Source organism: Pseudomonas sp. H2_A10 (genome assembly GCF_054680085.1).
Genome location: NZ_CP162821.1, coordinates 1,261,968 through 1,276,237, shown reverse-complemented (window position 1 = coordinate 1,276,237; position 14,270 = coordinate 1,261,968). Strand labels below are relative to the sequence as shown.

General features: G+C 62.0%; 13 protein-coding genes and 1 pseudogene. 10 read left to right on the top strand and 4 right to left on the bottom strand.

The features are described 5' to 3' along the window. The first annotated feature begins 35 nt into the window (after positions 1-35). The 4 genes and pseudogenes from AB4O23_RS05810 (at position 36) to AB4O23_RS05795 (ending at position 4,554) form a co-directional block, all read left to right on the top strand. On the top strand, positions 36-1,391 hold the full coding sequence (locus AB4O23_RS05810) for a M16 family metallopeptidase (protein ID WP_460085172.1): 1,356 nt from the start codon (positions 36-38) through the stop codon (positions 1,389-1,391). After that, positions 1,384-2,874, top strand: coding sequence for a M16 family metallopeptidase (locus tag AB4O23_RS05805; RefSeq protein WP_017530953.1), 1,491 nt, complete (start codon positions 1,384-1,386; stop codon positions 2,872-2,874). The genes AB4O23_RS05810 and AB4O23_RS05805 overlap by 8 nt, the downstream gene beginning before the upstream one ends. Next, positions 2,874-3,491, top strand: a complete 618-nt coding sequence (gene rsmD, locus AB4O23_RS05800) for a 16S rRNA (guanine(966)-N(2))-methyltransferase RsmD (protein WP_017530952.1) — start codon at positions 2,874-2,876, stop codon at positions 3,489-3,491. The genes AB4O23_RS05805 and rsmD overlap by 1 nt, the downstream gene beginning before the upstream one ends. Positions 3,492-3,562: 71 nt before the next feature. Beyond that, a pseudogene (locus tag AB4O23_RS05795) lies at positions 3,563-4,554 on the top strand (hydrolase). A 56-nt stretch (positions 4,555-4,610) separates the two neighbouring features. On the opposite strand, the gene AB4O23_RS05790 reads toward AB4O23_RS05795, so the two are convergent. Continuing rightward, positions 4,611-5,465 (bottom strand): sulfurtransferase, encoded by an 855-nt coding sequence (locus tag AB4O23_RS05790; protein WP_017530950.1) that lies wholly within the window; start codon positions 5,463-5,465, stop codon positions 4,611-4,613. A 32-nt stretch (positions 5,466-5,497) separates the two neighbouring features. After that, positions 5,498-6,169, bottom strand: a complete 672-nt coding sequence (locus AB4O23_RS05785; protein WP_017530949.1) for a TetR/AcrR family transcriptional regulator — start codon at positions 6,167-6,169, stop codon at positions 5,498-5,500. Between the two features lie 146 nt (positions 6,170-6,315). On the opposite strand from AB4O23_RS05785, the gene AB4O23_RS05780 reads away from it, so the two are divergent. From AB4O23_RS05780 to AB4O23_RS05760, 5 genes are all read left to right on the top strand, one after another. Beyond that, positions 6,316-7,743, top strand: coding sequence for a coniferyl aldehyde dehydrogenase (locus AB4O23_RS05780; RefSeq protein WP_267863750.1), 1,428 nt, complete (start codon positions 6,316-6,318; stop codon positions 7,741-7,743). Positions 7,744-7,771: 28 nt separating this feature from the next. After that, on the top strand, positions 7,772-8,317 hold the full coding sequence (locus AB4O23_RS05775; RefSeq protein WP_017530947.1) for a hypothetical protein: 546 nt from the start codon (positions 7,772-7,774) through the stop codon (positions 8,315-8,317). Between the two features lie 37 nt (positions 8,318-8,354). After that, entirely contained in the window at positions 8,355-9,950 is a 1,596-nt protein-coding gene (locus AB4O23_RS05770; protein WP_017530946.1) for a GMC family oxidoreductase, read from the top strand. 103 nt (positions 9,951-10,053) lie between these two features. Continuing rightward, a complete protein-coding gene (gene coaD / locus AB4O23_RS05765; RefSeq protein WP_065879309.1) occupies positions 10,054-10,533 on the top strand; it encodes a pantetheine-phosphate adenylyltransferase in 480 nt (159 codons plus the stop codon). A gap of 102 nt (positions 10,534-10,635) precedes the next feature. Then, on the top strand, positions 10,636-10,887 hold the full coding sequence (locus AB4O23_RS05760; RefSeq protein WP_065879308.1) for a YfhL family 4Fe-4S dicluster ferredoxin: 252 nt from the start codon (positions 10,636-10,638) through the stop codon (positions 10,885-10,887). A gap of 117 nt (positions 10,888-11,004) precedes the next feature. On the opposite strand, the gene mutM is transcribed toward AB4O23_RS05760, so the two are convergent. Continuing rightward, positions 11,005-11,817, bottom strand: coding sequence for a bifunctional DNA-formamidopyrimidine glycosylase/DNA-(apurinic or apyrimidinic site) lyase (gene mutM, locus AB4O23_RS05755; protein WP_223494982.1), 813 nt, complete (start codon positions 11,815-11,817; stop codon positions 11,005-11,007). 21 nt (positions 11,818-11,838) lie between these two features. After that, positions 11,839-12,651, bottom strand: coding sequence for an HDOD domain-containing protein (locus AB4O23_RS05750; protein WP_175404224.1), 813 nt, complete (start codon positions 12,649-12,651; stop codon positions 11,839-11,841). 279 nt (positions 12,652-12,930) lie between these two features. Here AB4O23_RS05750 and AB4O23_RS05745 point away from each other — a divergent pair, with 279 nt between their 5' ends. Further along, positions 12,931-14,127 (top strand): class I SAM-dependent rRNA methyltransferase, encoded by a 1,197-nt coding sequence (locus AB4O23_RS05745; protein ID WP_005792302.1) that lies wholly within the window; start codon positions 12,931-12,933, stop codon positions 14,125-14,127. The last annotated feature ends 143 nt before the right edge of the window (positions 14,128-14,270 follow it).

The following is a 14,270-nucleotide window of genomic DNA, read 5'->3' as shown; positions in this document are numbered from 1 at the left end:
AGACCAAGCGGGCAGCCCAACAGGTTTAAAAACGAATGAATGCTCTAGCCCGCCGCGCCGCAGGCCTGCTGCTCAGCACAGTTTGTCTGCCCCTTTCAGCTTTGGCCGCCGACCCACAACCCACCCATGAATTCACGCTGGACAACGGCCTCAAGGTCGTCGTCCGCGAAGATCATCGTGCCCCGGTGGTGGTTTCCCAGGTTTGGTACAAAGTCGGTTCGAGCTACGAAACCCCGGGCCAGACCGGCTTGTCCCACGCCCTGGAGCACATGATGTTCAAGGGCAGCGCCAAAGTCGGTCCCGGCGAAGCTTCGCTGATCCTGCGTGACCTGGGCGCTGAAGAAAATGCGTTCACCAGCGACGACTACACCGCCTACTACCAGGTATTGGCCCGTGATCGCCTGGGCGTGGCCTTTGAACTCGAAGCCGACCGCATGGCCAGCCTGCGCCTGCCGGCCGACGAGTTCAGCCGCGAAATCGAGGTTATTAAAGAAGAGCGCCGCCTGCGCACCGACGATAACCCGATGTCCAAGGCCTTTGAGCGCTTCAAGGCCATGGCTTTCCCGGCCAGCGGTTACCACACGCCAACCATCGGCTGGATGGCCGACCTGGACCGCATGAAAGTCGAAGAGCTGCGCCACTGGTATCAGTCTTGGTATGTGCCGAACAACGCCACCCTGGTGGTGGTCGGCGACGTGACCCCGGACGAAGTAAAAAGCCTGGCCCAGCGCTACTTCGGCCCGATCCCCAAGCGTGACGTTCCTCCGGCCAAGATCCCGATGGAGCTGGCCGAACCCGGCGAACGCCTGCTGACCCTGCATGTGCAGACCCAACTGCCCAGCGTGATCCTGGGTTTCAACGTGCCCGGCCTGGCCACTGCCGAAGAGAAGCGCTCGGTGCAGGCCCTGCGCCTGATTTCAGCCCTGTTGGACGGCGGCTACAGCGCGCGCATCTCCGAACAGCTGGAACGCGGTGAAGAGTTGGTCTCCGCCGCTTCCACCAACTACGACGCCTACACCCGTGGCGACACGTTGTTCATGCTGACGGCCACCCCCAATCAACAAAAGAAAAAAACCGTCGCCCAAGCCGAAGCCGGCCTGTGGCGCCTGCTGGAAGAGTTGAAGGCCAAGCCGCCGACCGCCGAAGAACTGGAGCGTATCCGCGCCCAGGTCATTGCCGGCCTGGTGTACCAGCGCGATTCGATCACCAGCCAGGCCACGGCCATCGGCTCCCTGGAAACCGTTGGCCTGTCCTGGAAGCTGATGGATTCTGAGTTGGCCGACCTGCAAAGCGTGACCCCGGAAGATATCCAGAAGGCCGCACGCACCTATTTCACCCGCGAACGTCTGAGCGTCGCCCATGTTCTGCCTGAGGAGACCGCTCATGAGTGATCGCAAAAGCAGCCGCCTGATCCTGCCCGGCCTGATCGCCGTTACATTGATCGCCGCCAGCGCCGTGTATCTCCTGCGCCCCAGCGAGTCGGTCGCCAGCCAGGCCCTGGACAAGGCGCAATCAGCCGAAAAACTGCAATCGCTGGCAGAGCTGGACGGCAAGGCGCCGACCAACCGCAAGCTCGACGTGCAAACCTGGACCACCGCCGAAGGCGCCAAGGTGCTGTTCGTCGAAGCCCATGAGCTGCCGATGTTCGACGTGCGCATCCTGTTCGCCGCTGGCAGCAGCCAGGACGGCGATGTGCCGGGCCTGGCATTGATGACCAACGCCATGCTCAACGAAGGCGTGCCGGGCAAGGATGTCAGCCAGATCGCCAGTGGCTTCGAGGGCCTGGGTGCCGACTTCGGCAATGGCGCTTACCGCGATATGGCGCTGGTGTCCCTGCGCAGCCTAAGCGCGAGCGACAAGCGCGAAGCCGCCCTGGCGCTGTTTGACCAGGTGCTCGGCCAGCCGACCTTCCCCGCCGACTCCCTGGCGCGCATCAAAAACCAGATCCTCGCCGGCTTCGAATACCAAAAGCAAAACCCCGGCAAACTGGCGAGCCTGGAGCTGTTCAAGCGCTTGTATGGCGACCATCCTTACGCGCACCCGAGCGAAGGCACGCCTGAAAGCGTGCCGAAGATTACCCAGGCGCAGCTGCACGCGTTCCATGCCAAGGCGTACGCCGCCGGCAATGCGGTGATTGCAGTGGTGGGCGACCTGACCCGCGCCGAAGCCGAGGCCATGACGGCCAAGGTCTCCGCGTCGCTGCCCAAAGGCCCGGCCCTGGCGAAAATCGCCCAGCCGACCGAACCCAAGGCAGGCCTGAGCCGTATCGAATTCCCGTCCAAGCAGACCCACCTACTGTTCGCCCAGTTGGGCATCGACCGCGCCGACCCGGACTACGCAGCCTTGTCCCTGGGCAACCAGATCCTTGGCGGCGGTGGCTTTGGCACCCGCTTGATGAGCGAGGTGCGCGAGAAGCGCGGCCTGACCTACGGCGTGTACTCAAGTTTCTCGCCGATGCAGGTGCGCGGCCCGTTCATGATCAACCTGCAAACCCGCGCCGAAATGAGTGGCGGCACCCTGCGCCTGGTCGAGGAGGTGCTGGCCGATTACCTCAAGACCGGCCCGACGCAGAAAGAACTGGATGACGCCAAGCGCGAGCTGGCCGGCAGTTTCCCGCTGTCGACCGCGAGCAACGCCGATATCGTCGGCCAGTTGGGCGTCATGGGTTTCTACAACCTGCCGCTGAGCTATCTGGAAGATTTCATGAAACAATCCCAGGCCCTGACCGTAGAGCAGGTCAAGGCTGCCTTGAACAAACACTTGAGCGCCGACAAGATGGTCATCGTGACCGCCGGCCCGACGATTGCGCAAAAGCCACTACCGCCCCCCACTGACAAACCCGCCGAGCAGCCGCTCGGGGTTCCGGAGCATTAATGGCCAGTTCATCTCGCCCGAAAAAACCTGTCCACAACGTACACAACGGTGTGGGCCAACTGCGCATCATTGGCGGTGAATGGGGCAGCCGCAAGCTGAGCTTCCCTGACGTCGTGGGCTTGCGCCCCACGCCGGATCGCGTGCGTGAAACCCTGTTCAACTGGCTCGCACCATATATCGCGGGCGCCAAGGTGCTGGACCCGTTTGCCGGCAGTGGCGCGCTGTTCCTGGAAGCGCTGTCCCGTGGTGCGGCGCAGGCCCAGGCGCTGGATGCGAGCAATGTGGCGGTGTCCAGCCTCAAGGAACACCTGGGCACCTTGCGTTGCACCAACGGCCAGGTGCAAACCGCCGACGCGCTGCGCTACCTGGAAACCCAGGCGGCCAGCGAATACGACGTGGTGTTCCTCGACCCACCGTTCAACCAGAACCTGTTGCCTACCGTGTGCACGCTGCTGGAAGAGCGCCAATGGCTGGCGCCGGATGCGTGGGTCTACACCGAAAGCGAGACCGCGCCGTCCAGCCTGGGCTTGCCGGGTGCGTGGCGCCTGCATCGGGAGCAGAAGTCCGGGCGGGTGTATTACGCGCTGTGGCATCGTTTGGTCGAGAGTGCCGAATAAGCCCAGCGAGCGGGCTGTCAGGCAAGCCGGCTGTCGTGGCGAGCTTGCTCGCCCGCCACAAAGAGATGTTCATGAACCCGTCTGACCACTTCAAACCCGCCTTCGGCCTCGGCAACCCCCACCTGCAAACCCTGTGGGGGCCGCTGTGGCGTCCCTCCACCCCTATCGAGCGTCAACGCGAACGCCTGTGGCTGGACGATGGCGACTTTCTCGACCTCGACTGGCATGGCCCCCATGACGTGCAAGCGCCGTTGGTGCTGGTGCTGCATGGGTTGACCGGTTCATCCAACTCGCCCTACGTGGCCGGCCTGCAAAAAGTCCTCGGTGCTCAAGGCTGGGCCAGCGTGGCGCTGAACTGGCGTGGCTGCTCCGGCGAGCCGAACCTATTGACCGCAGCTATCACTCGGGTGCCAGCGAAGACTTGGCGGCAACGATTGCCCATCTGCGCGCCAAGCGGCCGTTGGCACCGTTGTATGCCGTGGGTTATTCCCTGGGCGGTAATGTGCTGCTCAAGCATTTGGGCGAAACCGGCGAAACGTCCGGGCTGCAAGGCGCTGCGGCGGTGTCGGTACCGTTTCGCCTGGACCAGTGCGCAGACCGCATCGGGCTGGGCTTTTCGCGGGTGTATCAGAAGCACTTCATGCGCGAGATGCTGGCGTATATCCGCGTCAAGCAGCACCAGTTTCTACAGGATGGCCGGGAAGAAGGCCTGAAAACCCTGGGCGCCCTGGGCTCACTGGAGAAGATGCGCACGTTCTGGGATTTCGATGGCCGGGTGACCGCGCCGCTGCACGGCTTTTTGAGTGCCGAGGACTATTACCGCCAGGCGTCGAGCCGCTATTACCTGGGCGCCATCCGTACGCCGACGCTGATTATCCAGGCGGCGGATGATCCGTTCGTGTTTGCGCACAGCCTGCCGCAAGCCAGCGAACTGTCGGCGTGCACCGAGTTTGAACTGACGGCCAAAGGTGGGCACGTGGGCTTCGTCGATGGCTCACTGAAACGCCCCGGCTACTACCTTGAGCGGCGCATTCCCCAATGGCTTAGGGCACAACACGGTTAAACATGTGGAAGGGGCTTGCCCTCCCACATTTGGATTGGGTTTACACGGCTGAAAACTCAGTCGCCCGTAGCAATTGCCCGCGCCGGATCAGTAATCCACTCACTCCACGACCCCGCATATAACTTGCCCAACGGGTATCCCGCCAGGCTCAGGGCAAACAGGTTATGGCAGGCCGTCACCCCGGAACCGCAATACGCCACCAGGTCCTCTGGCGAGCGCCCCTGCAATTGCGCGGCAAAGCGCTGCTTGAGGTGCTCGGCCGGCAGAAAGCGGCCATCACTGCCGAGGTTTTCGTTGAACGCCGCGCATTGCGCACCGGGGATATGCCCGGCAATCGGATCGATGGGCTCCACTTCGCCGCGAAAACGCGCGGGTGCGCGCGCGTCGATCAAAGTCAGGCCCGGCTGGCCCAGGCGTTTTTGCAGGTGCTCGGCGTCCAGCAGCAGGTGATTGTCCGGCTTGCCGACAAAGCTTCCCGTCGCGATTACCGGCGCGTCCAGGCTCAATGGGAAACCAGCGCTGTGCCAGGCCTTGAGGCCACCGTCCAGAATAAACACGCCATCGCGCTTGCCCAGCCAGGCCAGCAGCCACCACGCGCGGGCGGCATAAGCGCCGGGGCCGTCGTCGTACAGCACCACATCGGTGTCGGCGCTGATACCCCAGGCCCGTAGTTGCTCGGCGAATGTGTTCGCGTCCGGCAGAGGGTGACGGCCGGTCACGCCCTTGGTCACCGGCCCGCTGAGATGGCGATCCAGGTCGGCATAATGCGCGCCTTCGATATGCCCTTCGGCGTAGCTGCAACGACCGTAATCCGGATCTTCCAGGGCAAAGCGGCAATCAAGAATCACCAAGGCACCGCACTCGCGGCGTTCGGCCAATTGCTGGGGGCTGATCAGTTGGGCAAGCGGCATGACGAACTCCTACGAATGCATGTGGGAAAGCGCTACTTCACTTCTTCCAGTGCCTGGTTCAACGGCACGTAAAACTCTTTGAACAGTGCATCCACCGCCTCTTTGGCCTGGGGCGTGACAAAACCCGCCTCCAACACCAACACCTGGTACACCCCGCGCTTGATGGCTTCGGCACTCAGGTGCGCGGAGTTTTCATTGGTAGTGCACAAAAACCGCACCCAGGAGGTGAGGATAATCCAGGCATTGAGGGTCAGGGCTTCGGTTTGCACGGGGTTCATATTGAGGATGCCGGCATCGACAAACCCTCGGTAAATGGCGCCCCCCTGGGTCAGGCAACGTTGGGAAAACCGCCTGTAGCCGGTGGCCAGTTCAGGGTCGCTTTCCAGCAAGTGTTCAAGATCGCGATGTAAAAAACGGTAGCGCCACATACCGGCCAGTACGGCCTGCAAGTAAAAGCGCTTGTCTTCCACGACCATACCGCGCCCCTGGGGCGGGCGTAGGAAACTGTCCACCAGCGCTTCGTATTCACGGAACAGCACGGCGATAATCGCCTGCTTGTTGGGGAAGTGGTAGTACAGGTTGCCCGGGGAAATTTCCATATGGGCGGCGATATGGTTGGTGCTGACACTGCGCTCGCCCTGCTGGTTAAAAAGCTCCAGGCTGGTTTGCACAATGCGTTCGCTGGTCTTTACTCGTGGTGCCATAGGGGAATCAGCTTCTATACACGGGATAGAGCATCTTACGGCCTATCCTTGCCAGGATAAATCTGCATGTTGCTGCAATGTTATTTGACAATTTAGAGCAATGACTCTAAAAATCCAGGCAGACCAATAACAATCGGTGCCGCGCCATGTCTGCCAACGTTGCCTACCTGCAAGATTCCCAGGCGCTGGATCAACTCCAGACCCTGTTCGACGCACAACGTCGCGCCTATGCGGCCAACCCGATGCCACCGGCCGGGCAGCGTCAGCAATGGCTCAAGGCCCTGCGTGACCTGCTCAGCAACGAGCGCCAGGCGCTGATCAACGCCATCAGCCAGGACTTCAGCCACCGCAGCGCGGATGAAACCCTGTTCGCCGAATTGATGCCCAGCCTGCACGGCATTCACTACGCCAGCAAACACCTCAAAGGCTGGATGAAACCGTCCCGCCGCTCTGTAGGCATTGCCTTCCAACCCGCGTCAGCCAAAGTCATTTATCAGCCGCTGGGCGTGGTTGGCGTGATTGTGCCGTGGAACTATCCGCTGTACCTGGCCATTGGGCCGCTGGTCGGCGCGTTGGCGGCAGGCAACCGGGTGATGCTCAAGCTCAGCGAATCCACCCCGGCCACCGGTGAGCTGCTCAAAACGCTGCTGGCGAAGATTTTCCCCGAAGACCTGGTGTGCGTGGTGCTGGGCGAGGCCGAAGTGGGCATGGCGTTTTCCAGGCTGCGCTTCGATCACCTGCTGTTCACCGGCGCCACCAGCATCGGCAAGCATGTGATGCGCGCGGCGGCCGAACATCTCACGCCGGTCACCCTGGAACTGGGCGGTAAGTCGCCCGCCATCGTCTCGGACGATGTGCCGCTCAAGGACGCCGCCGAGCGCATTGCCTTCGGCAAAGCCTTGAATGCCGGACAAACCTGCGTGGCGCCGGACTACGTGCTGGTGCCGGAAGACCGCGTCGATGGGTTTATCGAGGCCTACAGCAAAGCGGTTCGCGGGTTTTATCCGACACTGGCGGACAACCCGGACTACACCGCCATCATCAACGAGCGACAACTGGCGCGGCTCAACAGTTACGTCAAGGACGCCACCGACAAAGGCGCCACCCTGATTGCGCTGTACGACCAAGGCCAGGCACGGCGCATGGCCCACAGCCTGTTGCTGAATGTCAGCGACGACATGACGGTGATGCAAGATGAAATCTTCGGCCCCGTGCTGCCGATCGTGCCCTATCGCGGTATCGACCAGGCGTTTGCCTACATCAACCAGCGCCCTCGCCCACTGGCGCTGTACTACTTCGGCTACAACAAGGGCGAGCAGAACCGCGTCCTTCACGAAACCCATTCCGGCGGCGTCTGCCTGAACGACACGCTGCTGCACGTGGCCCAGGACGACATGCCATTCGGCGGCATCGGCCCTTCGGGCATGGGCCATTACCACGGCCACGAAGGTTTCCTGACCTTCAGCAAGGCCAAGGGTGTGCTGGTGAAACAGCGCCTGAACGCCGCCAAGTTGATCTACCCGCCCTACGGTAAATCCATCCAGAAGTTGATCCAGACGTTATTCGTTCGCTGATACCGCCACCCACGGGACAACAATAACAATGAACCCTAGCCTGACTGAAACACCCGTGCTGTCGCGGCGCGGCGTCTTGAAAATCGGCCTGTGCGCCAGCGCCTTCCTAGCCACCGCCGGGTTGGGCGCCAGCCTCAGCGGCTGCTCCAGCAGCACACCGGCCAGCGGCTTTGCCCTGCTGCGCAGTAGCGATCTGCCGTTTCTGCGCGCGGTGATCCCGGTGTTGCTGGAGGGCGTCGCCAGTGCCCAGCAAATCGCCAGCGGCGTCGAAGACACCCTGAAAAAACTCGATTTCAGCCTGCAGCACCTGTCGCCCGAGATGTTCAAGCTCACGCAGCAACTGTTCGACGTATTGAGCATGGGCATCACCCGCGGCCCTTTGACCGGCATCTGGGGCAGTTGGGAAAACGCCGACAGCGAACAGATCCGCAACTTCCTGCACCGCTGGGAGAACAGCTACCTGAACCTGCTGCGCATGGGCCAGGGCTCACTGCTCAAACTGGTGATCATGGCCTGGTACTTCCAACCGGCCGCGTGGGCCCATTGCGGCTATCCCGGCCCGCCGAAGATCTGATTCGCATCCCCCACAATAAAAACAAGAGACGACCCTGATGCCCGTACCCGATCTGTTCCGCGAAGGCCTTGCCCGTGGCTGGAAAACCCACAACGGCGCCGCCCTCGATAACGACCTGACCCTGGAAGCCGACGTGGCCATCATCGGCAGCGGCGCAGGTGGTGGCACCACCGCCGAGATCCTCAGCGCCGCCGGCTACAAGGTGCTGCTGATCGAAGAAGGCCCGCTCAAGACCAGCAGCGACTTCAAGTTGCTCGAGGACGAGGCCTACACCAGCCTGTACCAGGAGGGTATCGGCCGCATGAGCAAGGACGGCGCGATCACTATCCTGCAGGGCCGGGCCGTGGGCGGCACTACGTTGATCAACTGGACCTCCAGCTTCCGCACCCCGGACGCCACCCTCGCCCACTGGGCCAGCGAATATGCGGTCAAAGGCCACAGCAGTGCCGAGATGGCGCCGTGGTTCGAGAAGATGGAACAACGCCTGGGCATCGCGCCTTGGGCCGTGCCACCGAACGCTAACAACGACGTGATCCGCAAGGGCTGCGAGCAACTGGGCTACAGCTGGCATGTGATCCCGCGCAATGTGCGTGGCTGCTTCAACCTGGGCTATTGCGGCATGGGTTGCCCGGTCAACGCCAAGCAATCGATGCTGGTGACCACCATCCCATCCACCCTGGAAAAAGGCGGCGAGCTGCTGTACCTGGCTCGCGCCGAACGCTTGAACTACAGCGGCGACCGCATCAGCAGCCTGGAATGCCTGGCGATGGACGCGCGCTGCGTAGCCCCCACCGGGCGCAAGATTACCGTGAAGGCCAAGCACTACGTGCTGTCGGGCGGCGGCATCAACAGCCCGGCGCTGCTGATGCGCTCGGACGCACCCGACCCGCACTCGCGGCTGGGCAAGCGCACCTTTTTGCACTTGGTGAATTTTTCCGCCGCCTTGTTCGACGAGGTGATCAACCCGTTCTACGGCGCGCCACAGTCCATCTACTCCGACCATTTCCAGTGGCAGGATGGCACCACTGGCAAAATGTCCTACAAGCTTGAGGCGCCCCCCTTGCATCCGGCCTTGGCCAGCACCTTGCTGGGGGGCTACGGCACGCAAAACGCCCTGGACATGAGCCAACTGCCCAACACCCACGCCATGCTCGCGCTGCTGCGCGACGGCTTCCACCCCGACAGCCCCGGCGGCAACGTGGAACTGCGCGGCGACGGCACGCCGGTGCTCGACTATCAGGTGTCGCCCTATGCGTGGGACGGCCTGCGCCGGGCGTTTCACAGCATGGCCGAGATCCAGTTCGCGGCGGGCGCCAAGTCCGTCAAACCGCTGCACCACGATGCGCGCTACGTAAAAACCTTGGCCGAAGCGCGTACCTTGATCGACGGCTTGAACCTGGAACTGCACCGCACCTGCCTGGGCAGCGCTCATGTGATGGGCGGTTGCGCCATGGGTGAAGACCCGACAAACGCGGTGGCCGACAGCCTCGGTCGTCATCACCAATTACGCAATCTATCGATCCACGATGGCTCGCTGTTCCCCACCAGTATTGGGGCCAACCCGCAATTATCGGTCTACGGATTGACCGCACAACTGGCCAGCGCATTGGCCGAACGTCTGAAAACAGCGTGAAAAAACGTTCGATTCGCGGCCTCTATCTACATAAGTCGACTTGGCCGACCGGGATGGCTGCGATACCATCCGGTTCCCCAACGGACTCCGCCAGGACGACGCGATGAACCGAGTGTTGTACCCAGGTACCTTCGACCCGATTACCAAAGGCCATGGCGATCTGGTCGAACGCGCCTCTCGCTTGTTCGACCATGTGATCATCGCGGTCGCGGCCAGCCCCAAGAAAAACCCGCTGTTTCCCCTGGAGCAGCGCGTGGAGCTGGCGCGAGAGGTCACCAAGCACCTGCCCAACGTAGAAGTGGTGGGCTTTTCGACACTGCTGGCACATTTCGCCAAGGAGCAGAACGCCAACGTGTTCCTGCGTGGCCTGCGCGCGGTGTCGGACTTCGAATATGAATTCCAGCTGGCCAACATGAACCGGCAACTGGCGCCGGAGGTTGAGAGCCTGTTTCTCACGCCGTCTGAGCGTTATTCGTTCATTTCTTCGACGTTGGTCCGTGAAATCGCCGCTTTGGGCGGAGATATCACCAAGTTCGTCCACCCGGCCGTGGCGGATGCGCTGACGCTGCGCTTCAAGAAGTAAGACCGCTTAATCGGCGCCTGCTCGCACTGCGCGCGCCAATGCGGCACAATTGCGCGCATTCGTTTTCAGATGCCTTGGCCGAGTGCCCTGGCAGGAGTTTCCATGTCCCTGATCATCACCGACGATTGCATCAATTGCGACGTCTGCGAACCCGAGTGCCCGAACGCTGCTATTTCCCAAGGTGAGGAGATCTACGTGATCGACCCCAACCTGTGTACCCAGTGTGTCGGCCACTATGACGAACCTCAGTGCCAGCAGGTGTGCCCGGTGGATTGCATTCCACTGGATGAAGCCCATCCGGAGACGCACGAGCAGTTGATGGAGAAGTATCGGAACATTACCGGTAAGGCTTGAGGTTCTTTGGTGCCTGTAAGGGCCTCATCGGGGGCAAGCCCCCTCCCACATTTGCAACGCATTCCAAGTGTGGGAGGGGGCTTGCCCCCAATGGCTATATCAGCCTTCACATAGCAATCAGCGCTGGCACTTAGGGCAAAACACACTCGCCCGCTGCCCCAGCACCACATTGCGCAACTCTGTCCCGCAGACCTTGCACGCCTCGCCTGCGCGGCCATAGACGAACAGCTCCTGCTGGAAATACCCCGGCTGCCCGTCGCCGCCGATAAAGTCCCGCAACGTGGTCCCGCCACGCTCGATAGCCGCCGCCAGGATGCGCTTGATCTCGACCGCCAGCTTCAAATAACGCCCGCGTGAAATACCGCCGGCGGCGCGACGCGGGTCGATTCCGGCCGCAAACAGCGCTTCCGTCGCATAGATATTGCCCACGCCCACCACCACCGCGTTGTCCATGATGAACGGCTTCACCGCCATCGACCGCCCACGGGACAGCTGGAACAGGCGCTCGCCATCAAACAGCTCGGTCAACGGCTCCGGCCCCAGGCGGATCAGCAGCTCGTGGTTGTGTGGGTCCTGGCTCCAGAGCATCGCGCCGAAGCGCCGTGGGTCGGTGTAGCGCAGGGCCAGGCCCGATTCCAGCTCGATGTCCACATGCTCATGCTTGGCCGCCGGCATGCCGATTTCCACCAGGCGCAGGTTGCCCGACATCCCCAAGTGGCTGATCAAGGTGCCGACTTCGGCGTTGATCAGCAGGTACTTGGCGCGCCGCTCCACCAGCACGATGCGCTGCCCGGACAGGCGCACATCCAGGTCTTCCGGGATCGGCCAGCGCAGGCGGCGCTCACGCACCACCACACGGCTGACGCGCTGGCCTTCCAGGTGCGGCGCGATCCCGCGCCGGGTGGTTTCGACTTCGGGTAACTCGGGCATGTGTACCTCTTGAAGGAAGGGTCAGTGCGCGCCCAGCTCGCGGATCGACAACTTCATGCTCTCGAAGTCGTATTCCGACAGGCCCACGTAGTCCAGCACCAGAGGGCCGACGGCCGCCCACTCATGATCGACCGCCTGGTTGCCCAGCACCCGGTAGGACGAGCAAATGTGCTCGGCCATCTTCAGGATCGCCAGCAGATTCTTCAGCTGCGGATTGCGCGTCGACTCATCGCTGAAAATCGCCAGGGCGTTGTGGTGGTTGGCAATGGCGTCGGTCACATGCTCCGGCAGGCGCCAGGACTTGGCCGTGTAGTAGCCGACCACCGCATGGTTGGTGTTGAACGCCGTGTTTTCGGTATCGACTATGCGGCTCTCGGGCCCCGCGTTGGCATAAGCCTGTTCAAGCACGGTCATGTATTGGGGGAAACGCTTGAGCATCAGCGGCACGCCGCAATCGTGGAACAACCCCAGGGCGTAGGCCTCGTCGACTGCCTGGGCGCCGGTGCGCTTGGCCAGGGTCAGGCAGGTCATGGCCACATCCTGGGCGGTATCCCAGAAGCGGTTGAGGGTGACGATGGTGTCATCGCTCATCTCGCCCTTGATCGACAGGGCGTTGATCAGGTTGATGATCGAACGGCTGCCGAGCAGGTTCACCGCACGCTGGATCGAAGCAATCTTGTTGCTCAGCCCGTAATACGACGAGTTGACGATTTTCAGCAGCGCGCCGGAGAGGCCCGGGTCTTGGGAGATCAACCGCGCGATCACCTCCAGGTCCGGGTCGGGCATGTACTGCTCCATCTGCAAATCCACCATGATTTGCGGCTGAGGGGGCACGCTGATGCCCTGCAGGGCCTGCTGGATCTGTTCGGCGGAAAGCTCTTGGGACATAAGTACACACTCTGGGCTAGGCGAGGATTCTAACCCCTAAGCAAAGCTGACCGACACCTCAAATACCGGATTGGACGCAGACCCAGTGGGGGAGCCGGGCTTGCCCGCGATAGCATCGACACCGTACGTCAGATACACCGCAGCGCCCGCATCGCAGGCAAGCCAGCTCCCACATGAACCGTGCCGCAACAGGTATACTCCCGCTCTTTTTTCCGGAGCGACGTCATGTCCCTGCCAAGCCTGCGTCTCAAAGCCAACGCCGATCGTCGTTTGCGCAACGGCCACCTGTGGGTCTACAGCAACGAAATCGACGTGGCCGCCACCCCACTCCACGGCTTCCAGGCAGGCGACCAGGCTATCCTGGAAGCAGCCGGCGGCAAGACCCTGGGCATCGTGGCCATGAGCCCGAACAACCTGATCTGCGCGCGCCTGCTGTCGCGCGACATCAAGTTGCCGCTGGACAAGTCGCTGCTGGTGCACCGCCTCAACGTCGCCCTGTCCCTGCGTGACCGGCTGTTCGACAAGCCGTTCTACCGCCTGGTCTACGGTGATTCCGACCTGCTGCCGGGCCTGGTGGTCGACCGTTTCGGCGACATCCTGGTGGTACAGATCGCCTCGGCGACCATGGAAGCGCATAAAGAAGACGTGATCGCCGCACTGACCCAAGTGCTCAAGCCAAGCGGCATCCTGTTCAAGAACGACTCCGCCGCGCGCGACGCCGAAGGCCTCAACCGCTACGTCGAAACCGTGTTCGGCCTGGTGCCGGAGTGGGTTGCGCTGGAAGAGAACGGCGTGAAATTCGAAGCCCCGGTGATCCAGGGCCAGAAAACCGGCTGGTTCTACGACCACCGCATGAACCGCGCCCGCCTGGCGCCGTATGCCAAAGGCAAGCGAGTACTCGACCTGTACAGCTACATCGGCGGCTGGGGCGTGCAAGCCGCCGCCTTTGGTGCCAGTGAAGTGTTCTGCGTCGACGCTTCGGCCTTCGCCCTCGACGGCGTAGAGCGCAACGCCGCGCTGAACGGCTTTGCCGAGAAGATGACCTGCATCGAAGGCGACGTCTTTGAAGCGCTTAAAGAACTGAAAGCCAGCGAAGAACGCTTCGACGTGATCGTCGCCGACCCACCGGCCTTCATCAAGCGCAAAAAAGACATGAAAAACGGCGAAGGCGCCTACCGCCGCCTCAACGAGCAAGCCATGCGCCTGCTCAGCAAAGACGGCATCCTCGTCAGCGCCTCGTGCTCCATGCACCTGCCGGAAGACGACCTGCAAAACATCCTGCTCACCAGCGCCCGCCACCTGGACCGCAACATCCAGATGCTCGAACGCGGCGGCCAGGGCCCGGACCATCCGGTGCACCCGGCGATCGTGGAGACGCGGTACATCAAGAGCATTACGTGCCGGTTGTTGCCTAACAGCTGAGATCAAGCGCAGATGTAAATGTGGGAGGGGCAAGCCCTCCCACATTTAAAGTGCGTGATTTCCGGAAATTTCCCACATCACTTTTGATTGAATTCCACTTTTCGCGGACTAGTATCGGTTTCTGGTTTTACTCCGGAAAATAA